We start from the raw sequence: 22,251 nt of genomic DNA on the forward strand, positions 1-22,251 counted from the left end.
GCAAATGTTTCGCATTCTCGACCGCTCTCGGAAATTATCGTGTGTTGCAATAGAGTCGCAGCACGCGCACGCGTGTCCAATGAGGGTGCGAGTCGGAAATAGGCGGAGGTTCGGTCTTGCGTATTCCTGCGCACGCGGTATGCACGGCAATTCGCGACGACATCGTCTCCGGGGTCTTCGAACCGGGCGGCAGACTCACCGAGGAGGTGCTGGCCCGCCGGTACGGGGTCTCGCGCGTCCCCGTCCGCGAGGCGCTGCGGACCCTGGAGTCCGAGGGGTTCGTCACCACGCGCCGGCACGCGGGTGCCTGCGTGGCCGAGCCGACCGAGCAGGAGGCCGCCGACCTGCTGGAGCTGCGGATGCTGCTGGAGCCCCTCGCCGCCGCCAGGGCCGCCAGGCGGCGCACCGAGGCCCACCTCAAGGTGTTGCGCGGACTGGTCAGGCTGGGCCAGGAACGGGCCAGGCGGGGCCAGGGGGAGGACCTGCGGTCCCTGGGGGGCTGGTTCCACGAGACCCTCGCCCAGGCCTCCGGCAGCCCCGGGCTGATCGCGCTGCTCACCCAGATGCGGCACAAGGTCGCGTGGATGTACGTGGTGGAGGCGCCGGTCCGGCCGGTGGAGTCCTGGGCGGAGCACGGCGCGATCGTGGACGCGGTGGCGCGCGGGGACGCGGAACGGGCCCGGGCGCTGACCGCGATGCACGCCGACCGGGCGGCGGGCGCGCACCGGCTGCGGCTCCGGACCGTGGTGAGCACTTCGCAACCTGCCGTAAACATGTCGAGCGGCCGGCATTAACAGAGCCCGTATACAAAGGACCGGTATCGGCGCGAATTAGCGGCCCGGCCGTTCCGCATTCCCGCGGAGCCGGATTTCGCGGAGCCGAATTCAGGTGCTGCCTTATTTCCGCCGGCCCGGATATTCCGTCGCGGAAACAGCGAAGCCGTGGCCCCCGGAACTCCGGTGACCACGGCTTCGCCGCGTGGACTGCGTGAGGTCGAACCCGACCCGAAGGGTCAGACGGTCTCGGGAAGCTCTTCGAGACCCTCGGCGACCAGCTTCGCGAGGCGGTCCAGCGCGACCTCCGCGCCGTCGGCGTCGGACGCGAGGACGATCTCCTCGCCGCCCTGGGCGCCCAGGCCCAGAACCGCCAGCATGGAAGCGGCGTTGACGGGGTCGCCGCCGGCCTTCGCGATGGTCACCGGGACGCCGGAAGCGGTCGTCGCACGGACGAAGATCGAGGCGGGACGAGCGTGCAGGCCCTCGGCCCAGCCGACGTTGACGCGGCGCTCTGCCATGGTGATGCCCTTCAGGTTCTTACGGTTGTCTAGACCAGTCTCTCACGACGCCCGGAATGCTCCGACCGACCTTCGGCCCCAATCCTCCGCCGTTCGACCTTCCCCAGCTTGCACTGGTTTGCCCTAGCTTGCTCGATGCGCCGCGCAGGAGCTATTCGGCCAGTCCTGGCCTTAAGATCGCCGCATGACCACCGAGTCGGATCCCTCGTACCCGGCCCACTGGGAAGCGGACGTCGTCCTGCGCGACGGCGGCACCGCCCGGATCAGGCCCATCACCACCGCGGACGCGGGCCGCCTGGTCAGCTTCTACGAGCAGGTCTCGGACGAGTCGAAGTACTACCGCTTCTTCGCCCCCTATCCCCGGCTCTCCGACCGCGACGTGCACCGCTTCACGCACCACGACTACGTGGACCGCGTCGGCCTCGCCGCGACCATCGGCGGGGAGTTCATCGGCACGGTCCGCTACGACCGCATCGGCGCCGACGGCCGGGCCGCCACCGGGCCCTCCGACGAGGCCGAGGTCGCCTTCCTCGTCCAGGACGCCCACCAGGGCCGCGGGGTGGCCTCCGCGCTCCTCGAACACATCGGCGCGGTGGCCCGGGAGCGGGGCATCCGCCGGTTCGCCGCCGAGGTGCTGCCCGCCAACACCAAGATGATCAAGGTGTTCACGGACGTCGGCTACGAGCAGAAGCGCAGCTTCGAGGACGGCTCCGTCCACCTCACCCTCGACCTCGAACCCACCGCCGAGTCCCTCGCCGTCCAGCGCGCCCGCGAACAGCGCGCCGAGGCCCGCTCGGTGCAGCGGCTGCTGGCCCCCGGCTCGGTGGCGGTGGTCGGCGTCAGCCGCTCCCTCGCGGGCGTGGGCGCGGCCGCCCTGCGCAACCTGCGCGACAGCGGCTTCCACGGCCACCTCTACGCCGTCAACGAGGCGGTCACCCGCGATCTGCTCGACGGCGTACGGGCCTACCCCGCGATCGGCGCCATCGGCGCCCCCGTCGACCTCGCCGTGATCGCCGTCCCGGCCGACCGGGTCCCCGAGGCGGTCGCCGCCTGCGGGGAGCACGGGGTCCAGGGGCTCGTCGTACTGTCCGCCGGATACGGCGAGAGCGGACCGGACGGACTCGCCCGCCAGCGCGAACTGGTGCGCCAGGTGCGCTCGTACGGGATGCGGCTGATCGGTCCGAACGCCTACGGGGTGATCAACACCGCGCCGGAGGTGGAGCTCAACGCCTCGCTGACCCCCGCGCCGATGCCGGTGCGCGGCCGGACCGGCCTGTTCACGCAGTCCGGGGCGATCGGGATCGCCCTGCTCTCCGCCCTGCTGCGGCGCGGGGAGGGGCTGTCCTCCTTCGTATCGGCGGGGAACCGGGCCGACGTCTCCGGAAACGACATCCTCCAGTACTGGTACGACGACGAGGCGACGGACGTCGCCCTCATGTACCTGGAAACCCTGGGCAATCCGCGGAAGTTCACCCGCCTCGCCCGCCGGACGGCCGCCGTCAAGCCGGTGGTCGTCGCCAGGGGCGGCCGCCACACCCCGGCCGGGCACGTCGTCCCGGACACCCGGCTGCCGGACGCCACCGTCTCCGACCTGCTGCGCCAGGCCGGCGTGATCCGGGTCGACACCGTGACGGAGCTGGTGGACGTCGGCCTGCTGCTGGCCTCGCAGCCGCTGCCCGCCGGACCCCGGATCGCGATCCTCGGGAACTCCGAGTCCCTCGGGGTCCTCACCTACGACGCCTGCCTGACCCAGGGCCTGCGGCCGCTGCCGCCGATCGACCTGACCACGGCGGCCTCGCCGGCGGAGTTCCGCGCGTCGCTGACCGAGGCGCTGGCCTCCGACGCCAACGACGCGGTCGTCGTCACGGCGATCCCGTGGGTGAACGAGCAGGCTCCGGTGGAGGAGCTGGCCGATGCGCTTCGCTCCGCGGTGGCCGAGCATCCGGGCAAGCCGGTGGCGGTCGTGCACGTGGAGCTCGGCGAGCTGGTCGAGGCGCTTTCCGCCGGGCGGGGCTCCTGGGGCTCCGCCTCAGACCCCGGTCCTCAAAAGCCGGACGGGCTGGAAATGCCGCTCCGGGCGGAGCCCGGCTTCGGCAGCAGGATCCCGAGCTACCCGGCCGCCGAGCGCGCCGTGCGCGCGTTCGCCGAAGCCGTCCGCTACGGGCAGTGGCGCCGGGCCAACGCCGAGGTCGGCCAGGTGCCCGAGTACGAGGACATCGACGAGGCCGGCACCGCCGCCCAGCTGGCCGGGCTGCTCGACGGCGTCGACGGCGAGGCCGTGCTGACCCTGACCGACTGGGACGCCCGCGAGCTGCTCGGGCGGTACGGCATCCGCGTCCAGCCCACCCTGCCCGCGCCCAGCCCCGACGCGGCGGTCAGGGCCGCCGGGGTACTGGGCTACCCCGTGGCCCTCAAGACCACCGCCCCCCACCTGCGCCACCGCGCGGACCTGGGCGGCGTACGGCTCGACCTGCGGGACGAGGCCGAGCTGAGGCTCTCGTACGAGGAGCTCACCGAGGCGCTCGGAAAGCCGGCGGAGCTCCAGCCGGTGATCCAGCCCATGGTGCCGCGCGGGGTCGACACCGTCGTACGCTCCGTGATCGACCCGGCCGCGGGCGCCGTCCTCTCCTTCGGGCTCGCGGGCGTGGCCTCCGAGCTGCTCGGCGACACCGCCCACCGGCTGGTCCCCGCCACCGACCGGGACGCCGCCGGACTGATCCGGTCCATCCGGACCGCGCCCCTCCTCTTCGGCTGGCGCGGCAGCGACCCCGTGGACACCCCGGCCCTGGAGGAGCTGCTCCTGCGCCTCTCCCGCCTCGTGGACGACCACCCCGAGGTGATCGGCGTCTCGCTGGAACCGGTGGTGGTCGCCACCGAGGGCCTGTCCGTACTCAGCGCCACGGTCCGGGTCGCGCACCCGCCCGCCCGCGGCGACCTCGGGCCGCGGACCCTCCCCAGTTACTGAGCGGGAACGGCGTAGGCCGGGGTGCCCCGTACGGGCCTTAGGATGGACCTCATGGCGAAATCCGGTACGACGACCCAGGGGCTGCGCACGGCGATCGAGCGCAGCGGCTACTACCCGGCCCTCGTGGCCGAGGCCGTGGAGGCCGCGGTCGGCGGCGAGCCGATTTCGTCGTACCTGGTCCACCAGGAGACGACCTTCGACTCCAACGAGGTGCGCCGGCACGTCACCGTGCTGGTCCTGACCGGCAACCGCTTCATCGTCAGCCACACCGACGAGCAGGCCGCCGACGCCGGGTCCCCGTCCCCGTACGCGACCACCTCCACCGAGTCGGTCAAGCTCTCCAGCATCTCCTCCGTGGTGCTGAGCCGCGTCGTGGCCAACCCGGAGTCCTACACCCCCGGCACCCTGCCCCGCGAGGTCGTCCTGACCATCGGCTGGGGCGCGGTCTCCCGGATCGACCTGGAGCCGGCCGCCTGCGGCGACCCGAACTGCGACTCCGACCACGGCTACACCGGCAACTCCACCGCCGACGACCTCAGCCTGCGGGTCAGCGAGGCGGGCGACGGCCCGGAGGCGGTGCGCCAGACCCTGGTCTTCGCGCAGGCGCTCAGTGAAGCGACTGCAGCCACTTCCTCCCCCTCCGCCCGCTGATGGCGCACCCCGCAGCGCAGAACTGGCAGGACTGGCCGGAGGAGCCGGAGCTGCTGGACCTCGCCGCCGCGCCCGCCCCCGAGTACGGCGCCGGCTCGCTCGCCGACCTGCTGCCCACCCTCGTGGCCGGCCAGGGCGTACCGGGCTTCAGCGCCTCCATCCCGGAGCTGACCCCGGCCGACCGGAACTGCGTCTTCCTCGTCGACGGCATGGGCTGGGAGCAGATCAAGGCCCACCCGGACGAGGCCCCGTACCTCACCTCCCTCCTCGGCAGCTCGCGCGGCGGCACCGGCCGCCCGATCACCGCGGGCTTCCCGGCGACCACCGCCACCTCGCTGGCCTCCGTCGGCACCGGCCTGCCGCCCGCCCGGCACGGCCTGCCCGGCTACGCCGTGCGCAACCCGGCCACCGGCGAGCTGATGAACCAGCTCCGCTGGCAGCCGTGGACCTCGCCGAAGCCCTGGCAGCCGTACCCGACCGTTTTCCAGCTGGCCGACAAGGCCGGCGTGGCGACCGCCCAGGTGTCCTCACCGACCTTCCAGACCACCCCGCTCACCAAGATCGCGCTGAGCGGCGGCACCTTCCTCGGCCGGATGACCGGCGAGGAGCGGATGGACCTCGCGGCCGACCGCCTCGCGGCCGGCGACCGCTCGCTCGTGTACACGTACTACAGCGAGCTCGACGGGGCCGGCCACCGCCACGGCGTGGACTCCGACGCCTGGCGCGGCCAGCTCATGTACGTGGACCGCCTCGTCCAGCGGCTCGCCGAGCAGCTCCCGCCGCGCACCGCGCTGTACGTGACCGCGGACCACGGCATGGTCGACGTCCCCTTCGACGAGGACTCCCGGATCGACTACGACGAGGACTGGGAGCTGGGCGCGGGCGTGGCCCTGCTGGGCGGCGAGGGCCGGGCCCGGCACGTGTACGCCGTCCCGGGCGCCGAGGCCGACGTCCTGACCGTGTGGCGCGAGGTCCTCGGCGACAGGTTCTGGATCGCGAGCCGCGAAGAGGCCCTGGAACTGGGCTGGTTCGGTACGCCGGGGGAGTGCGACGAGCGCGTCCTCGGGCGGATCGGCGACGTGGTCGCGGCCGCCCAGGCCGATGTCGCCATCACCGCCTCGCGCAACGAGCCCAACGAGTCCGCCCTCGTCGGCATGCACGGCTCGATGACCGCGGCCGAACAGCTCGTCCCGCTGCTCGAGATCCGCACCTGACCGACCCCGTTCCGCCTCCCTGCCTGCCACCCCCCGCTGCCCACGACCCGAAAGGTCCCGTACTTCCCATGCCCGAGCTGGTGTTCTTCTCCGGAACGATGGACTGCGGAAAGAGCACTCTGGCTCTCCAGATCGCCCACAACCGCGACGCGCGGGGGCTGCAGGGCGTGATCTTCACCCGTGACGACCGGGCGGGCGAGGGCAAGTTGTCCTCCCGTCTGGGCCTGGTGACGGAGGCGGTCGAGGCACCGGAGGGCATGGACCTGTACGCGTACCTGGTCGCCCAGCTCTCCAAGGGCGGCAAGGCGGACTACGTGATCGTGGACGAGGCGCAGTTCCTGGCCCCGGCCCAGATCGACCAGCTGGCCCGGATCGTCGACGACCTCGGCCTGGACGTCTTCGCCTTCGGCATCACGACGGACTTCCGCACCAAGCTCTTCCCGGGCTCGCAGCGCCTGATCGAACTGGCGGACCGCCTGGAGCAGCTCCAGGTGGAAGCCCTGTGCTGGTGCGGCGCCCGCGCCACGCACAACGCCCGCACGGTGGGCGGCGAGATGGTCGTCGAGGGCGCCCAGGTCGTCGTCGGCGACGTGAACCGCCCGGCCGAGGAGATCGGCTACGAGGTCCTCTGCCGCCGCCACCACCTCCGCCGCATGACCTCGACCTCGGCCCACGCGGGCGCCCTCTCCCCGGACGTCCTCCCGGTCAACCACGCCTGACCGGCTCGTTCACCCTGCCGGTTCTTGCCCGCCATTGCGGCATGCAGACTGGATCGCCGGGGCGGCGATGCGCCTCGACGGCCGCGATCCGAGGTGATGTGAGATGAGCTCCATACCCGTGCCGACCATGGCCCACCACTCGCTGTTGGTGCTCCTTCTGCAGTTGGCGCTCCTTCTGCTTCTGGCCCTCTCCCTGGGGCAGCTCGCCGCGTGGTTCAAGATGCCCGCGATCGTCGGTGAGCTGTTCGCGGGGGTGCTCCTCGGGCCCTCGGTCCTGAGTCATGTGGTGCCCGGATTCGCCGATTGGCTGCTGCCGAAGCAGGCCGCGCAGATGCACCTGCTCGATGCGGTGGGGCAGCTGGGTGTTCTGCTGCTCGTCGGTGTCACGGGCATGGAGCTGAAGTTCGACCTCGTCAAACGGCGCGGGGCCACCGCGGTCCGGGTGAGTCTCGCCGGTCTGCTCCTGCCCCTGGGGCTCGGCGTTGCCACCGGGCTCCTGCTGCCCTCCTCGCTGCTGCCGGGCGGCACCGATCCGATGGTGTTCGCGCTGTTCCTCGGAGTGGCCATGTGCGTCAGCGCGATCCCGGTGATCGCCAAGACGCTGCTGGACATGAACCTCCTGCACCGCGAGGTCGGACAACTGACGCTCGCCTCCGCCGTGGTCGACGACGTCGTCGGCTGGTTCCTGCTCTCCGTCGTTTCGGCGATGGCGACGGTCGGGCTGACCACCGGGACGATCGCCGCCTCCCTGCTGTACCCCGTGGGCGTCGTGCTGTTCGCCCTGCTGGTGGGCCGCCCCGTCGTGAGGATCGCGCTGAGGGCGGCCAACCGGTCCCCGGAGCCGGGGCCGACCGTTGCCGTGGCGGCGCTGATCGTTCTGCTGGGCTCGGCGGCGACGCACGCGCTGGGGCTGGAGGCGGTCTTCGGCGCCTTCGTGTGCGGCGTGTTGATCGGAACCAGTGAGGAGCTGGACCGGGAGAAGCTCCTCCCGCTGCGTACCACCGTGCTGGCCTTCCTCGCCCCGATCTACTTCGCGACGGCCGGCATCCGGATGGACCTGACCGCGCTGGCCAGGCCCGCCGTTCTGGCCGCGGCGTGCGCGGTGCTCGCCGTCGCCGTCCTCGGCAAGTTCGCGGGTGCCTACATCGGCGCGAAGCTGAGCGGGCTGGACCGGTGGGAGGCCCTCGCGCTCGGGGCGGGCATGAACTCCCGAGGGGTGATCGAGGTTATCGTGGCGATGGTGGGGCTGCGGCTCGGCATTCTCGGCCCCGAGACGTACACCATCATCATCCTCGTCGCGATCGTGACGTCGCTCATGGCGCCGCCCGTTCTCCGCGCCGCCATGGCCCGGATCGAGGAGAACGCCGAGACGGAAATGGGCATGGGCAGCGGCACGCCGCGCGACCTGACGTCCCCACCGCCCGCCTCGGTCTGAAGACCCGTTGTGGCCCTTGAGCGGAGGGCTCGGCCGGCACTCCAGGAGTGCCAGGAGGAGAGACGTATGACTTCCGGCGGTACCGGACAGTTACTGGCCATCAGCGACCTCCACATCGGCTACGCCGAGAACCGCGCCCTGGTCGAGCGGATGGCACCCGGCTCGGACGACGACTGGCTGCTGGTGGCCGGGGACGTGGCGGAGACGGTCGCCGACATACGGTGGTGCCTGAAGACCCTCGCGAACCGCTTCCGCAAGGTCGTCTGGGCCCCCGGCAACCACGAGCTGTGGACCCACCCGAGCGACCCGGTCACCCTGCGCGGCGTCGACCGCTACGAGCACCTGGTCGAGCTGTGCCGCGAGCTGGGCGTGACGACGCCCGAGGACCCCTATCCGGTCTGGGACGGGCCGGGCGGCCCGGTGGCCGTGGCGCCGCTGTTCCTGCTGTACGACTACTCCTTCCTGCCGGCCGGCTGCACCACCAAGGAAGAGGGACTGGCCTACGCGCACAGCACCGGAGTCGTCTGCAAGGACGAGTACGTGCTGCACCCCGACCCCTACCCGAGCCGCGAGGCCTGGTGCCGGGCCCGGGTCGCGGAGACCGAGCGCAGGCTCGCCGAACTCCCCGACGACCTGCCCACCGTCCTCGTCAACCACTACCCGCTCGACCGGCATCCGACGGACATCCTGTGGTACCCGGAGTTCGCCATGTGGTGCGGCACCCGGCTGACCGCCGACTGGCACCGCAGGTTCAACGTGGCCGCCATGGTCTACGGCCATCTCCACATCCCGCGGACCACCCACCACGAGGGCGTCCGCTTCGAAGAGGTGTCCGTGGGGTATCCCCGTGAGTGGCGCAAGCGCCAGGGAACTCCGGGGAAGCCGCGCCGGATCCTGCCGATGGAGGTCGGAAGGTAGGAACCGCTGATCGAGGAGCGGCGCGATTCGGCTGATCGTCCCACGCCTTTTGGATAGTTGGACTAACTTGCTGGCGTGGACCAGTTGATCGCCGGAGACCCGGCCCGCATAGGCCCGTACCGCCTCATCGCCCGGCTGGGCGCCGGCGGAATGGGCCTGGTCTATCTGGGCCGCTCCGAGGGCGGGCGCACCGTGGCCGTGAAGGTCGTACAGGCCGAGCACGCCGGACACCCGGAGTTCCGTACGCGCTTCGCCCGGGAAGTGGCCGCCGCCCGGCGGGTGGGCGGGAGTTGGACGGCGGACGTGCTCGACGCCGACCCCGAGGCCGCCGTGCCCTGGGTGGCGACCCAGTACATCCCGGGGCCCGACCTGCAGACCGTGGTCGCCGAGGATTTCGGGCCGCTGCCCGAGCACTCGGTCCACACCCTCGCCAACCGCCTCGCCCTCGCCCTGCAGGCGGTGCACGGGGCGGGCCTGATCCACCGGGACCTCAAGCCGTCCAACGTCCTGGTCACCGTCGACGGCCCGCGCGTCATCGACTTCGGGATCGCGCGGGCGATGGACAGCCTCGGCGGGGACAGCCTGCACACCCGGACCGGCATGCTGATCGGATCGGCGGGCTTCATGTCGCCGGAACAGGTCCGCGGCCTCGAACTCACTCCCGCCAGCGATGTCTTCTGCCTGGGCGCCGTCCTCGTCTACGCCGCCACCGGGCGGATGCTGTTCGGGGCCACGGACACCGGCCTGAACGCCCACCTGTTCCGGGTCGCCGAGGAGGAGGCGGACCTGACCGGCGTACCGGAGTCGCTGGTCGACCTCGTCCGCGCGTGTCTGGACAAGGACCCGGCCCGGCGGCCCACCCCCCAGGAGATCGCCGCGCGCACGGCGACGGATCAGGCCGCGGAATGGCTGCCGGGTGCGGTGCTGGCCCAACTGGGGCGCCATGCGGCCCAGTTGCTGGACTTCGCCCCCGAGCTGCCCGCCGGGCCCTCCTTCGAGAAGGCCGCCGTACCGCAGCCGGACCCTCGTGCCACACCCGCACCCGTACCGCCGCAGCCGCTTGCCCCGCCGCCCGCGTACGCTCCGACGGCCCCGGCGTACCCCGCCCCCGGGCAGGGCTTCGGACCGCCCCCGGTCGCGGAGTCCCCGCACCCCACGCGGTGGTGGGGTCTGGCGGTCATCGCCCTGGCGCAGCTGATGGTGCTGCTCGAAGCGACGACCTTCGGCATCGCGGCGCAGTTCGCCGAGGCGGACCTGCACCTGGACGTCAACGGTGTGAGCTGGATGCTCAAGACCCCCGTGTTCACCTTCGGCTGCCTGTTGTTGATCGGTGGGCGCCTCGCCGACCGCATGGGGCGCAGACTCGCCCTGATCATCGGCCTGGCCGGATGCGCTGCGGCCTCCGCGCTCGCCGGCCTGGCCGGCGATCCCGCCACGCTGATCACCGCGCGCGCCTTCCAGGGCGTCTTCGCCGCGCTGGTGACACCGTCCGCGCTGGCCCTCGTGGTCGGCGGCTTCACCGATCCGAGGGAACGCCGCCGGGCCTTCGGGATCTACGCCGCGATCGCCGGCGGCGGATCCGCCCTGGCGCTGCTCGTGGGCGGATCGCTCCTGGAATACCTGGGCTGGCGCGGTTTCCTGTTCGGCGGCGCCCTCATCGCCGTGATCGCCCTGATCGGCGCGTTCACCCTGCTGCACGAGCGCCCGGGCCCCACCGGAGCCCCCTTCGACGGGCTCGGCCTGCTCGGGGTGCTGCTCGGCACCGCCGGGCTCGCCGCCGTCACCTACGGCCTCAGCGAGGTCGGCGGGCGCGGGTGGAGCGACCTCCTGATCGTGGTCCTGTTCGTGGCGGGCGCCGGCCTGCTCGGGGTCTTCCTGTGGCTGCACGCCAGGACGTCGGCCCCGTCCGGCCCGCTGCCGACGGTCAGGGGCCGCGACCGCCTCGGCTGCGTCCTCGCCGTGCTCCTGGCCGGCGTCGGCACCGCCGCCGCGTCCTCGGTGCTGATCTTCCACCTGCAGAACGGCCTCGGGTACCCGCCGATCAGGATCGGAGCGGCCTTCATGCCCTTCGCCGCCGCGGTCGCAATCGGCTCCACCCAGGTCTCCGCCCGTCTGCTGAACCGTGTCGCGCCCCGCGTCCTGATCGTGGCGGGCCTGGTGGTCTCGGCCCTCGGGATGCTGCTCCTGACCGGGTTGGAGGCCAACGGCACCTACGTGACCCAGGTGCTGCCCGGCATGCTCCTCACCGGCTTCGGCATCGGCCTCGCCTTCATGCCGGTCTTCGCCACCGCGACCGACGGCGCCGCCCCGCAGCACGCCGGCGTGGTCTCGGCGACCGTCACCGCGGCCCTGAGCCTGGGCGGGGTGATCGGCGCGATGCTCCTCAACGCTCTCCTCGCCGACCGCCTGGGCCATTCGGCATGGATATCCGGACCGATCTTCGAGGAACTTCTGCACGGCTACACCGCCACCCTCTGGCGGGGCATCGGCGCCACCCTGCTCGCGGGCCTGGTCGCCGGCCTGTTGGTCACCGCCAAGGCTCCCCGGGGCGGTGCAGCGCCGCTGCACAAGGCGAGTTGGTGAGCGGACCCCGGGTCAGGCCCCGCTACCCGACAGCGACGACCGAGGCCACGAAGGCCATCCAGCTTTCCGTGGTGCAGGTCAGCGGCCGCCGGGTCAGGTCCTTCGAGTCACGTATTCGGGTCTTGCCGCGTTGGGGGGGGGTACGCAACTCCAGGCAGCCGTTGGTCTCGCCGCTGTACGTGCTCTTGTGCCAGCGGAATCCGAAGTCGTCGTTCACGAAGCCTCCTCGGCGGTGCGCAGTACGGCCCGGCAGCGCTCGGTGCGCGGGTGATCACGGCCGAGTGTACGTACGTATCCGTCGAGGGCCGCGCGGGCCACTGACGTCGCCTCCGCCGCACGACCGCTGCCCGTCAGGACGGTCGCGAGATCGGTGCGGGCGGACAGCGTGTGGGAGTGCTCGGTGCCCAGCATCGACTCGCGCGCCGCGATGACGTGACGGAGCGTCTCCTCCGCCTCCTGCCAGCGGCGCAGCCGGATCAGGACCGTCGCGTGCAGGTGGCAGGCGGCGAGGGTCCGGGGATGGTCGGGCCCGAACACCTCTTCCGCGGCCCGGACCGTCTGCCGGGCCAGTGGCTCCGCCTCCTCCCACCGCTCCTGCCCCGCCACGGCCCATGCGTGGGCGAGCCGGCTGAGCACGGTGTTCGGATGGCGGGCCCCCAGGGCCGTCTCCGAACTTTCGAGCGTGGTCCGGGCCAGCGACCGGGCCTCGTCCCACCGGCCCAGTTCGCCGACCGCCTCGGCGAGCCGGCCGCGGGTGTCCAGCGTGTCCGGATGGGAGCCGCCCAGGACCCGCTCGCGGCCGTCGAGGGCGCGCCGCAGCAGCTGCTCGTCCTCCGCCCAACGCCCCAGCCCGTACAGGGCGATGCCCAGGGCGTGGACCGTGTCCAGGGTGAGCGGATCCTCCGCACCCAGCAGCGCCTCCCGCGCGGTGAGGACGGCGCGGAGCGTCCCCTCGGCCTCGGCGAAGAGCCCCAGCGCGCTCTGGACGCGGCCGGTCTCGTACGCGTCCGCGAGGGCCTGGCCGTGCTCCGCGCCGAACCGCTGCCGGCTGAACCCCGCCGTGGCCACCGCGAGGTCGAGGGCGGCGGTGAACTGGCCGCGCTCGTAGTACAGGGCGCGGAGGCGCCTGACCAGCGCGAGCGGCTCCGCACCGCGCGACCGGCGCAGGAGCGCGAGGGCGTGCGGGGCCAGCAGGCGCAGGTCCTGGTCGTCCGGCGCGTCGGGGACGGCCGCTTCGAGCAGCCCCGCCGCGGACCGGACCAGCGCGTCACGGACCTCCGCCGGCATTCGCCCGGCGACGGTGTCCAGGAGCAGCCCGTGCGCCTGCAGGCCCCGTACGGGCGGGCGGCCGCGGTCCCCGGGCACGTCGAGCAGGGAGACGAGCGAGGTGGCGACGAGCCCCCGCAGCGCGGCGTCGGCGCGCGCGCCGGTCAGCGGCGGGTCGAGGTCGGGCAGGGCCGTGGCGTCGAGCCGGGCCGGCGCGAGCAGGGCGAGGGGGACGGTGGCCGGCTGGGGTGCGAAGCAGGACAGCAGCCGGAGCAGGGTGACCGCCTCCGGCAGGTTCTGCCGGTCGAGAGCGTCGAGGGAGAGCTGCCAGGTGCTGCTGAACCGTGCCCGGGCGTGCTCCTCGGAGGGGTCCGAGGCCTGGTCGAGGAGCTCGCTGGGGTCCTCGGGAAGCCGTTCCAGGTAGTCGCTCACGGTCCACCTCTCCAGCAGTTGGCGGCGCAGGTGGTTGCCTGCGAGGGAGAGCGCCAGGGGGTGCCGGTCCAGCCGCCGCGCCAGCCGCTCGAAGTCCTGCGGCGCCCCCGCGTCGGGCGCCAGATCGAACAGCACCTGCGCGGCGGCCGTGAGCGGGAGCACGCCCACGGGGTGGGTGTCGCAGTCGCGCCAGACCTCGGCCGCGGTGTCGCGGGTCGTGACGAGGACGGTGCCGCGCGCACTTCGCCGGAGCCAGCCGCCCTCCTGGAGGAGGTGCGGCTCGTCGGCGTTGTCGAGGACCAGCAGCCACGGCTCGGCGGAGCGCGACAGGCGGTCCCAGGCCAGATCGGCGGCAGGGCGCCGGCCGGCGTGGGCCGCCTCCAGCTCGGGGGGCGACGCGCCGCGGTCCGCCGCGATGCCGATCATGAACGACCGCAGCGAGGCGGCGGACGAGGCGTCGACCCAGAACCCGACGACACCCTCGTGCTCCACGGCCCGGGTGAAGACGTGCCGGGCCAGAGCGGTCTTTCCGCAGCCCGCCATGCCGTGGAGGACCTGCGCCGGCCCGCCGCGACCGTGCGCCACGGAGTGCAGCAGCCGCGCGCGGAGCTCGACGCGGTCCCGCAGGGCGGTGGCCGGCTCCGCCGTCAGCGGCGCCCGGACGGAGTGCGGGACCGGCCCCATCCAGTCGCCCGGCGGCGGGGCGTGGTGATGGTGCTCGCTGATGTACTGGTCGCGCTGCGCCTGGTAGACGCGGCCGTGCCCGACGGCGGACGCGGAGGGGTGGACCCGGCCGTCGCTCACCGCTCGGCGATCCGCCGGCCGCGCCCGTCCGGCAGGCCGCGCCCGTCCGGCAGGCCGCGCCGGGCCGTCGCGGCCGTCTCAGCGGCCGGCTGCGCGAGCAGTAAGCGTTGCGGATCCATCGGCCCCCCGATCGGCTGTGCCGCCGTACGACACCTGTGGGGATCGTATGGCCTGCGGCCCCATCTCGCCTGTGCAGCACGGGCATTGGGCCGTGGCGGGCTCTCCGGCGAAGGCGTCCTATGATGCGATGATCATCATCGTTACGGGGGGACGACGCCGTGAGTTCACACCGACCCGCGCCCGCGTACGGGCGCACGCACCCGCCCGCCCCGGCGCCGGACCGCAGACCCGGCTGGGTCCGGGTGGTCCGGGCGCCCTTCGACCTCGCGGCCCGCATCCACCGGCCCGGCCGCCCCGACCGGATCGTGGACGAGGCCATCCGCCGGGCCCAGATCGCCCGCACCTCCATCGGCCTGCTGGCCGGCTGCTGGCTCGTGCTGTCCTACCCGCTGCGGGAGGGCGCGGGCGGCGTCGTCGAGAACAAGTTCACCGAGGTGCTGATCAGCGCCGGGCTGCTCCTCGTCATCGGACCGCTCGCGCTCGCCGCCTTCGTCCTGTCCGCCCGCCCGCCGGGCCCGGCCTTCTACCGCGCCCGGCTGCGCGGACCGGCCACGGCCATCGGATCGCTCCTCGCCACCGTCCTGGTGATGTCCTACGGCCTGCCGTACGCGAGCATGATCGGCCCGTTCGGGGCGCTCGCCGGGCTCTTCGTCCTCCCCTTCGCGCTCGCCTCGGCGGTGCTCTGCGTCCACCACGCCTTCCGGACCGCCGACGTCCACGAGGTGCTGCCGCCGCTGCTCTCGCCCGTACTGGTCTGGTCGCTGCTCGTGGTGCAGCTCTTCGACGACGCACCCGTCAGCGCGCCGCTCGCCGTCCGCGTCCTCTTCCTGCTGGCGCCGCCGCTCTCGGTGACCGCACTCTCCGCGTGGGAGCTGCGCCGGCTGCGCGTCCGCTACGGCATCACGCTGCGCCTGGCGCTCGGCCGGGTGACCTGACCAGGGTGAAGACCGCGCCTTCCGGGTCGGCGACCGTGGCCACCCGGCCGCTGAGCCCGTCGCGGGGCGGCTCGATGATCCGTCCGCCCAGCTCGGTGACCCGGCCGGCGGCCTCGTCGGTGTTCTCGACCTCGAAGTACGTCATCCAGTGCGGGCCCCGGTCGTGCGGCAGCGAGCGGCCGACGCCGTGCACGGCGGCCACCGGGTGGCCCTCCAGGCGGAGCGTCAGGTAGTCGAAGTCGTCGGAGGCCGTCGAGTGGGTCTGCGCCTCGTGGCCGAAGACGTGCTCGTAGAACTTCCCGACCGTCGAGGTGTCCTGGGTGACCAGCTCGTTCCAGACCGGGGTGCCCGGCGCGCCGTGCAGCCGGGTCCCCATGTGGCTCTGCGCCTGCCACAGCCCGAAGATCGCGCCCAGCGGGTCGGAGCAGATCGCCACCCGCCCCGCGATGCCGGCGTCCAGCGGGCCCACCGCGACCGTCCCGCCGCACGATCGGATCGCCTCGGCCGTGGCGTCGGCGTCGTCCGTGGCGAGGTACGTGGTCCAGGCGACCGGAAGATGCCGGTCCGGCGGCATCTCGCCGATGCCGGCCACCTCGCGGCCGTCCAACAGGGCGCGGACGTACGGGCCCAGCTGCTCGGGCCCCGGTACGTACTCCCAGCCGAACAGATCCGCGTAGAAGTCCTCGGTGGTCCCGAGGCTGTGCACCATGAGGCTCACCCAGCACGGGGTTCCGGGCGTGCGCCGGGTTGCTTCCGCTGCCTCGGTCATGTCAGCCGTCTCCTCCGTCGTACCGCTTACCGGTGCTGATGCTTCCACTCCCGGGGACTCCGCGCGCCCCGACCGGGCCGCATCGTCGGTGCCCGGGACGGAGTTGACCGGATCGGTACGCCCCGCCGATGACGGGCTTGTTACGGGGGGTGGCGGGCGGGGAGGAAGATGGCCCGCATGACTGCGAATCCTGCGATCCTCTCCGTCGCCGATCTGAAGAGCGAGCTGGCCGGTTCCCGGCCGCCGGTGCTGCTCGACATCCGCTGGCAGCTGGGCGGCCCCGACCAGCGGCCGGCGTACGAGGCCGGGCACCTGCCCGGCGCGGTGTACGTCGACCTCGACCGCGAACTGGCAGGTCCGCCCGGGTCGGGCGGGCGGCACCCGCTGCCGGACCCGGAGGCCTTCGGAGCGGTGATGCGGCGGGCCGGGGTCTCGGCGGACGTCCCGGTGGTCGTGTACGACGGCGGCCAGGGCTGGGCGGCGGCCCGGGCGTGGTGGCTGTTGCGCTGGACGGGTCACCCCGACGTGCGGGTGCTGGACGGCGGCCTGGCCGCGTGGACCGCCGAGCGGGGTCAGCTGTCCGCCGAGCGGGTGACTCCTGCGGAGGGCGATTTCAAGCCAACTTCGGGGCCGGCCGGACTGCTGGACGCGGACGGGGCGGCCGCGCGGGCGCGCGCGGGGGTGCTCCTGGACGCCCGGGCGGGGGAGCGGTACCGCGGGGAGGTCGAGCCGATCGACCCGGTCGGGGGCCACATCCCGGGCGCCGTCTCCGCCCCGACCACGGAGAACGTGGGTCCGGACGGCCGGTTCCTGCCGGCGGACGCCCTGCGGGAGCGCTTCGCCGCGCTCGGCGTGTCCGGCGACACCCCGGTGGGGGTCTACTGCGGGTCGGGCGTCTCCGGTGCGCACGAGGTACTGGCACTGGAGGTGGCGGGCATCGCCTCCGACCTCTACGCGGGCAGCTGGTCGGAGTGGTCCTCCGACCCTGACCGGCCGGTGGCCACGGGACCCTTGCCGCAGTAGCGGCCGCTGGGGCTCCGCCCCAGACCCTCCCCCAGACTCCGTCCGGGGGGACCCCCACGCCTCAAACGCCGGCGAGGCTGGATTTGCCCGCATGAGTGGCCAGGTGCGGCTCAAGGATCGGGGCTCCGCCCCAGACCCCGGTCCTCAAAGCCCGGACGGGCTGCACATGCCGCTGCACGGCATCCCAGCCTCGTCCGGCTACTCCTGCTTCTTGCGCCGGGTGCCGAAGACGATCTCGTCCCAGCTCGGCACCGCCGCGCGGCGGCCGGGCCGGACCCCGTCGGCCTCGGCCTGGCGGTCGGTGGTGCCTGTCAGGCGGTCGCGGTGGCCCGCCACGGTGCGGGGCATCAGGACATCGGCGTACGCGGAGCCCGCGCCCGCCGAGGCGGCCGGGGCCGGCGGCTCCTCCACCTCGGTTTCCTCCGCTGGGGGTTCGGTCCGGTCCGTCCGGTCCGGGACGACCATGTCGCCGCGGAAGCTCGGGACCGCCTCCAGCAGGCTGGTCAGGGTGTCCCGTTCCTCTTCCGGATCCGGCGCGGGCGGCGAGGGCCGCTCCAGCTGGCGGTCGAGGGCACGGTCCAGCGGCCGGTCGCGCGGCAGCCGCGCGATCCTCGGCACGAAGGGAAAGCTCGGCTCCGGCGTGGCCGGCAGGTCGTCCGCCTCGCCGATCAGGGAGCGGGCCTCGTCGTCCACGGCCACGACCAGCCGGCGCGGCGGGTCGTACGTCCAGCTCGCCGAGTGCGGCTCGCCGGCGACCCGGTAGACGAGGAGGACCTCCCAGGTGCCGTCGTCCCGGCGCCAGGAGTCCCACTGGACGGATTCCTTCTCGGCCCCGCGCAGCGTCAGCCGCTCCTGCACGGCCTCGCCGAGCTGCGGCCCGGTGTTCTCGCCGGGCCGGCGCACGGGGGTCTTGCGGGCCCGCTCGGCCATGAACGCGCGCTCGGCGAGCACGGGGCCCTCGAAGCGGCGTACGCGGTCGACGGGGATGCCGGCGAGTTGAGCGACCTCCTCCGCGGAGGCACCGGCCCGTATGCGGGCCTGGATGTCGCGGGGGCGGAGGTGGCTCTCGACCTCGATCTCGATCTGGTTCAGGCGCGCGCGGTCGTTGCGCACGGCAGCCCGCAGCCGCTCGTCGATCGGAAGCGTGTACTCCGTGCTGTCCCCAGCCTTGAGCACCAGTCGTGTGCCGTCATTTGAGACGGCCACGACACGCAGTTCGGGCATGGGGACCTCCCGGGTGGTGCCTGCCGACGTCACGTGCGTCGCTGCTTCCGCTAGTCGAGTGTGGCCTGCCCGGGTGCAGCCTGCCACAACCTTGCCGAGTTAAACCGGCGTGTCGGGCATGCGCCCTTGATCGCCGTTATGGCACGGTTACCTGTTGGGCACGCACAGTGACCGAACGATTACTGTGCGCAGCAGGAGCCCGTGCGATACCGCGGCATCACCGGTCTTTGAGTGCCGTTTTCCATCCGTCGGCCCCCTCTCCCGAGTCCGGACATCCGTAAGGAAGGACGGCCCCAGGGCTCGCCACAGTACTCCATTCGGGCCACCTGGGTGGACCGCCGCGCCGCCGAACTTCTCCCGGACGGCGGGAGTTGGGCTGCCCTCCGACGGGGCCCACCAGCACGCGCGCCCGATTCGTGGTGTCTTGCTTCACAGAATCCCCAGAAACGGAACTATCTGTTTCGCTCAGGTGTCAGTAACTGCGGAAGCGTCAGGCGCGCGAGAGGCAGGACACACAGGGGATGGCGTTGGGTCAGAAGGCGACGCACGATGTCGAACCGGAGAAGAAGAAGCTCGATCTGAGCGCGGCTCAGGTCGCCGGCAGCTCCCTCGCGACCGTCGCGGCCGCCCTCCTCGCCTCGAAGATGGGCGTCTACGGGACCATCCTGGGCGCCGGTGTGGTCAGCGTCGTCGCGACCGCGGGCGGGCCCGTCATCCAGCACTTCTTCCGGCGCACCGGCGACCAGCTCCGCGAGACGGCCCGCCCGAAGTCCCGCCGGGTCCCGGCGGCGGTGGCCGAGGAGTTCGGCGAGGAGTTCGACGAGGAGTTCGGCGAGGCCACCGTCCACGGCACCCGCGTACGGGGCTGGAAGCGCACGGCGGTGGCCGCCGGCGCCGCCTTCGCCATCTCCATGGGAGCCCTCGGGACGTACGAGGCGATGGCCGGCACCTCGGTCAGCAGCGGCGGCGGGACCATCTTCTCCGCGGGCACCCGCAAGGCGGGCGACGACAAGCCCGCCCCGTCGGACGAGCAGTCGGGCGCCGGCACGGGGGAGAAGGGCGAGAAGGGTGGGAAGGGCGGGAAGAGCCCCGAACCCGGGACGTCCCCCGCCCCCTCCGGCTCGCCCGGCGGCGGCGGTCGGAGCCAGAGCCCCGACCCGAGCACCTCGCCCTCCGGGACCCCGAGCCCGCCGGTGACCCCGACCCCTCCCGTGACTCCGAGCCCGCCGGCCACACCCGGCACCAAGCCCTCGCACTCCGGCACCCCGGCCGACCCGACGCCGGCCGGGAGCGCTTCCTAGTCTCCGAGGACGCGCCGCAGGTAGTCGTTGCCGAACACCCGGTTCGGGTCCAGCCGGTCCCGGAGCGCGGTGAATTCGGCGAACCGCGGGTAGACCCGCTCGAAGTACTCCGCGTCCCGCGTGTGCACCTTGCCCCAGTGCGGCCGGCCGCCGAGCTCGGTGAAGATGCGCTCGGCCGCGGTGAAGTAGGCCTGGTACGGGGTGCCCTTGTACATGTGCACCGCGATGTACGCGGTCTCCCGGCCCGAGGCCGTCGACAGGGTGATGTCGTCCGCCGGGGCCGTCCGCACCTCCACCGGGAAGCTGATCCGCAGGCGGGAGCGGTCGACCATCGCGCGCAGCTCCCGCAGCGCCTCGACCACCCGCTCGCGCGGGAGTGCGTACTCCATCTCCACGAACCGCACCCGGCGCGGGCTGGTGAACACCTTGTACGGGATGTCCGTGTAGGTGCGCGCCGACAGGGCGCGGCTGGCGACGCGGGCGATGGAGGGGATGGTGGCGGGGACCGCGCGGCCCAGCGAGTTGACCGCCTGGAAGAGGCCGTTGGACAGCAGCTCGTCCTCGATCCACGCGCCGACCGGTCCGGGCGGGGCGGCGGGGCCCTGGCTGCGGTTGTTCCGCTTGGTGTTGCAGTTGCCGGTGTGCGGGAACCAGTAGAACTCGAAGTGCTCGTTCTCCGCGAAGTGCTGGTCAAACTCCGCCGTCACCCGGTCGAAGGCCATGGGCTCCTCACGGGCGGTCAGGAAGAAGATCGGCTCGACGGCGAAGGTGAGGGAGGTGACGATGCCGAGCGCGCCGATGCCCAGCCGGGCCGCCGCGAAGACCTCGGGATTCTCCTTCTCCGAGCACGTCAGCAGCCGGCCGTCGGCCGTGACCAGCTCCAGGGCGCGGATCTGGGCGGAGAGGGAGGCGGAGTCGCGGCCGGTGCCGTGGGTGCCGGTGCTGGTGGCGCCGGAGACCGTCTGCTCCATGATGTCGCCCATGTTCGTGAGCGACAGGCCCTCCCGGGCCAGGGCGGCGTTCAGGTCCTTGAGGACCGTGCCCGCCGCCACGGTGACCGTGCCCGCGGCCCGGTCGACGGACCGGATCCCGGCCAGCGCCTGCGGGCGTACGAGCACCCCGTCGGTCGCGGCGGCCGCGGTGAAGGAGTGGCCGGTGCCGACCGCCTTCACCCGCAGGCCCTGCTCGGCGGCCCGCCGGACCGCCTCCTGAAGCTCCCCGACCGAGGCCGGGGCCACCGTGCGGACGGGCGTGGCGGTGACGTTGCCCGCCCAGTTACGCCACGCGGTCGGCCCGTTCTTCCTTGCTGTCCCCGCTGTCCCCATCGCCATCGGTAGAGGGCTCCTCCCCTTGCGCCGGCCTCGTCAGCCGGCGGAATCCCGCGAACGCAACCGCCGCCGCGGCCGCCCCCGACGCGATGGAGACGACGTACCCGCGCTGCGCGCCGGCCGCGTCGATGACCAGGCCGGTCACGGAGGAGCCGATCGCGACGCCGACCGCGAGGCCGGTGCTGATCCAGGTCATGCCCTCGGTCAGCTTCGCGCGTGGTACGTGCGCCTCGATCAGGGCCATCGTGGTGATCATCGTGGGAGCGATGGCGAGGCCCGAGACGAAGAGCGCCACGGCAAGGAACGGAAGGTTCCCGGCCAGTAGGAGGGGGATCATACTCACGGCCATCGCACATACGCCCAGTACCCACCGGCGTTCGGTCCGGCCCTTGAGATGGAGCAGGCCGAAGACGATGCCCGCGAGGCAGGAACCGAGCGCCCAAATGGCCAGGATGAAGCTTGCGGACGACTTGTGGCCCTGCTCCTCGGCGAAGGCCAGGGTGGACACGTCGATGGAGCCGAAGATCGCTCCCGTCGCCACGAAGGTGGCCGTCAGCACCTGGAGGCCGGGGGAGCGCAGGGCCGAGGTGCGGTCCCCGCCGTGCTCGCGGGGATGCGGCGCGGGCTCGGTGGACCGCTGGGCGGTGAGCAGCCAGACGCCGACCAGCAGGCAGACGGCGGCGATCAGCGGGCCGGCCTCGGGGAACCAGGTGGTGGACAGCCCGATGGCCAGGATCGGGCCGAAGATGAAGCAGACCTCGTCCACGACGGACTCGAAGGAGTACGCCGTGTGCAGCTCGCGCGGGGAGTCCCGGTAGATCACGGTCCACCGGGCGCGGATCATCGAGCCGACGCTCGGCACGCAGCCCGCGACGGCCGCGAAGAAGAAGAGGGTCCAGTCGGGCCACCCGTTCGCGGCGGCCACCAGCAGTCCGGCGACGGAGGCCACGGAGATCAGGGTCGCGGGGCGCAGGACGCGCCGCTGCCCGTACTGGTCCACCAGCCGGGACACCTGGGGGCCGATGAACGCGGCGGCCAGGGCGAGGGTGCCGGTGAGGGCGCTCGCCATCGCGTAGCGGCCGGTGATCTCGGAGATCATCGTGAGGATGCCGACGCCGACCATGGAGATCGGCAGTCGGCCTATGAGACCGGCAGCGCTGAACCCCTTGGTACCGGGGGCCGCGAAGATCGCGCGGTAGGGACTGGGCAAGGGCCCTCCGTAAGGGACGTCATCGGCCCGTACAGGTTACGACCGCTGACGAGGCACTCG

General features: G+C 72.9%; 19 protein-coding genes. 11 read left to right on the forward strand and 8 right to left on the reverse strand.

What is annotated here, in order from left to right; translation table 11 throughout:
• Positions 1-116: 116 nt before the first annotated feature.
• Positions 117-794 (forward strand): GntR family transcriptional regulator, encoded by a 678-nt coding sequence (locus ACFWBN_RS09755; protein WP_385173272.1) that lies wholly within the window; start codon positions 117-119, stop codon positions 792-794.
• A 218-nt stretch (positions 795-1,012) separates the two neighbouring features.
• Here ACFWBN_RS09755 and ACFWBN_RS09760 read toward each other — a convergent pair whose 3' ends face one another.
• Positions 1,013-1,294, reverse strand: a complete 282-nt coding sequence (locus tag ACFWBN_RS09760) for an HPr family phosphocarrier protein (RefSeq protein WP_362584986.1) — start codon at positions 1,292-1,294, stop codon at positions 1,013-1,015.
• A 184-nt stretch (positions 1,295-1,478) separates the two neighbouring features.
• Here ACFWBN_RS09760 and ACFWBN_RS09765 point away from each other — a divergent pair, with 184 nt between their 5' ends.
• From ACFWBN_RS09765 to ACFWBN_RS09795, 7 genes are all read left to right on the forward strand, one after another.
• Positions 1,479-4,259, forward strand: coding sequence for a GNAT family N-acetyltransferase (locus ACFWBN_RS09765; RefSeq protein ID WP_385173275.1), 2,781 nt, complete (start codon positions 1,479-1,481; stop codon positions 4,257-4,259).
• A 51-nt stretch (positions 4,260-4,310) separates the two neighbouring features.
• Positions 4,311-4,910: a DUF5998 family protein gene (locus tag ACFWBN_RS09770; protein ID WP_069924106.1), complete on the forward strand. Its 600-nt coding sequence runs from the start codon at positions 4,311-4,313 to the stop codon at positions 4,908-4,910.
• Complete coding sequence (locus ACFWBN_RS09775; protein WP_385173279.1) at positions 4,910-6,124, forward strand: alkaline phosphatase family protein; 1,215 nt, start codon at positions 4,910-4,912, stop codon at positions 6,122-6,124. Before ACFWBN_RS09770 ends, ACFWBN_RS09775 begins: the two co-directional genes overlap by 1 nt.
• 68 nt (positions 6,125-6,192) lie before the next feature.
• Positions 6,193-6,843: a thymidine kinase gene (locus ACFWBN_RS09780; RefSeq protein ID WP_385173282.1), complete on the forward strand. Its 651-nt coding sequence runs from the start codon at positions 6,193-6,195 to the stop codon at positions 6,841-6,843.
• A 103-nt stretch (positions 6,844-6,946) separates the two neighbouring features.
• The gene (locus ACFWBN_RS09785) at positions 6,947-8,278 is read left to right on the forward strand and encodes a cation:proton antiporter (RefSeq protein ID WP_385173285.1); all 1,332 of its coding nucleotides are present in this window, start codon (positions 6,947-6,949) and stop codon (positions 8,276-8,278) included.
• Positions 8,279-8,344: 66 nt separating this feature from the next.
• Positions 8,345-9,196, forward strand: a complete 852-nt coding sequence (locus tag ACFWBN_RS09790) for a metallophosphoesterase family protein (protein ID WP_385173287.1) — start codon at positions 8,345-8,347, stop codon at positions 9,194-9,196.
• A gap of 75 nt (positions 9,197-9,271) precedes the next feature.
• Positions 9,272-11,779 carry an MDR family MFS transporter gene (locus ACFWBN_RS09795; RefSeq protein WP_385173290.1) on the forward strand — a complete coding sequence of 836 codons (2,508 nt, stop codon included), beginning with the start codon at positions 9,272-9,274 and terminating at the stop codon, positions 11,777-11,779.
• A gap of 22 nt (positions 11,780-11,801) precedes the next feature.
• On the opposite strand, the gene ACFWBN_RS09800 is transcribed toward ACFWBN_RS09795, so the two are convergent.
• From ACFWBN_RS09800 to ACFWBN_RS09810, 3 genes are read right to left on the reverse strand one after another with little or no spacing between them, the layout of a single operon-like run.
• On the reverse strand, positions 11,802-11,996 hold the full coding sequence (locus tag ACFWBN_RS09800; RefSeq protein WP_385173293.1) for a DUF397 domain-containing protein: 195 nt from the start codon (positions 11,994-11,996) through the stop codon (positions 11,802-11,804).
• Positions 11,993-14,281 carry a tetratricopeptide repeat protein gene (locus ACFWBN_RS09805; protein ID WP_385173296.1) on the reverse strand — a complete coding sequence of 763 codons (2,289 nt, stop codon included), beginning with the start codon at positions 14,279-14,281 and terminating at the stop codon, positions 11,993-11,995. Before ACFWBN_RS09805 ends, ACFWBN_RS09800 begins: the two co-directional genes overlap by 4 nt.
• Positions 14,278-14,400, reverse strand: a complete 123-nt coding sequence (locus ACFWBN_RS09810; RefSeq protein ID WP_385173299.1) for a hypothetical protein — start codon at positions 14,398-14,400, stop codon at positions 14,278-14,280. Before ACFWBN_RS09810 ends, ACFWBN_RS09805 begins: the two co-directional genes overlap by 4 nt.
• A gap of 159 nt (positions 14,401-14,559) precedes the next feature.
• Here ACFWBN_RS09810 and ACFWBN_RS09815 point away from each other — a divergent pair, with 159 nt between their 5' ends.
• Positions 14,560-15,336 (forward strand): hypothetical protein, encoded by a 777-nt coding sequence (locus ACFWBN_RS09815; RefSeq protein WP_385173302.1) that lies wholly within the window; start codon positions 14,560-14,562, stop codon positions 15,334-15,336.
• On the opposite strand, the gene ACFWBN_RS09820 is transcribed toward ACFWBN_RS09815, so the two are convergent.
• Positions 15,302-16,105 (reverse strand): VOC family protein, encoded by an 804-nt coding sequence (locus tag ACFWBN_RS09820; RefSeq protein ID WP_385173305.1) that lies wholly within the window; start codon positions 16,103-16,105, stop codon positions 15,302-15,304. The two genes, ACFWBN_RS09815 and ACFWBN_RS09820, sit on opposite strands and share 35 nt — an antisense overlap.
• Before the next feature lie 177 nt (positions 16,106-16,282).
• Between ACFWBN_RS09820 and ACFWBN_RS09825 the strand changes: the two genes are divergently transcribed.
• On the forward strand, positions 16,283-17,128 hold the full coding sequence (locus ACFWBN_RS09825; protein WP_385173308.1) for a sulfurtransferase: 846 nt from the start codon (positions 16,283-16,285) through the stop codon (positions 17,126-17,128).
• A gap of 198 nt (positions 17,129-17,326) precedes the next feature.
• Here ACFWBN_RS09825 and sepH read toward each other — a convergent pair whose 3' ends face one another.
• Positions 17,327-18,385: a septation protein SepH gene (sepH, locus tag ACFWBN_RS09830; RefSeq protein WP_385173311.1), complete on the reverse strand. Its 1,059-nt coding sequence runs from the start codon at positions 18,383-18,385 to the stop codon at positions 17,327-17,329.
• Between the two features lie 488 nt (positions 18,386-18,873).
• Here sepH and ACFWBN_RS09835 point away from each other — a divergent pair, with 488 nt between their 5' ends.
• Positions 18,874-19,653 carry a hypothetical protein gene (locus ACFWBN_RS09835; protein ID WP_385173315.1) on the forward strand — a complete coding sequence of 260 codons (780 nt, stop codon included), beginning with the start codon at positions 18,874-18,876 and terminating at the stop codon, positions 19,651-19,653.
• On the opposite strand, the gene ACFWBN_RS09840 is transcribed toward ACFWBN_RS09835, so the two are convergent.
• The gene (locus ACFWBN_RS09840) at positions 19,650-20,978 is read right to left on the reverse strand and encodes a D-arabinono-1,4-lactone oxidase (RefSeq protein WP_385173493.1); all 1,329 of its coding nucleotides are present in this window, start codon (positions 20,976-20,978) and stop codon (positions 19,650-19,652) included. The genes ACFWBN_RS09835 and ACFWBN_RS09840 overlap by 4 nt on opposite strands.
• The gene (locus tag ACFWBN_RS09845) at positions 20,929-22,191 is read right to left on the reverse strand and encodes an MFS transporter (protein ID WP_385173318.1); all 1,263 of its coding nucleotides are present in this window, start codon (positions 22,189-22,191) and stop codon (positions 20,929-20,931) included. Before ACFWBN_RS09845 ends, ACFWBN_RS09840 begins: the two co-directional genes overlap by 50 nt.
• Positions 22,192-22,251 lie beyond the last annotated feature (60 nt).

Source organism: Streptomyces sp. NPDC059989, assembly GCF_042736975.1.
Taxonomy (GTDB): domain Bacteria; phylum Actinomycetota; class Actinomycetes; order Streptomycetales; family Streptomycetaceae; genus Streptomyces.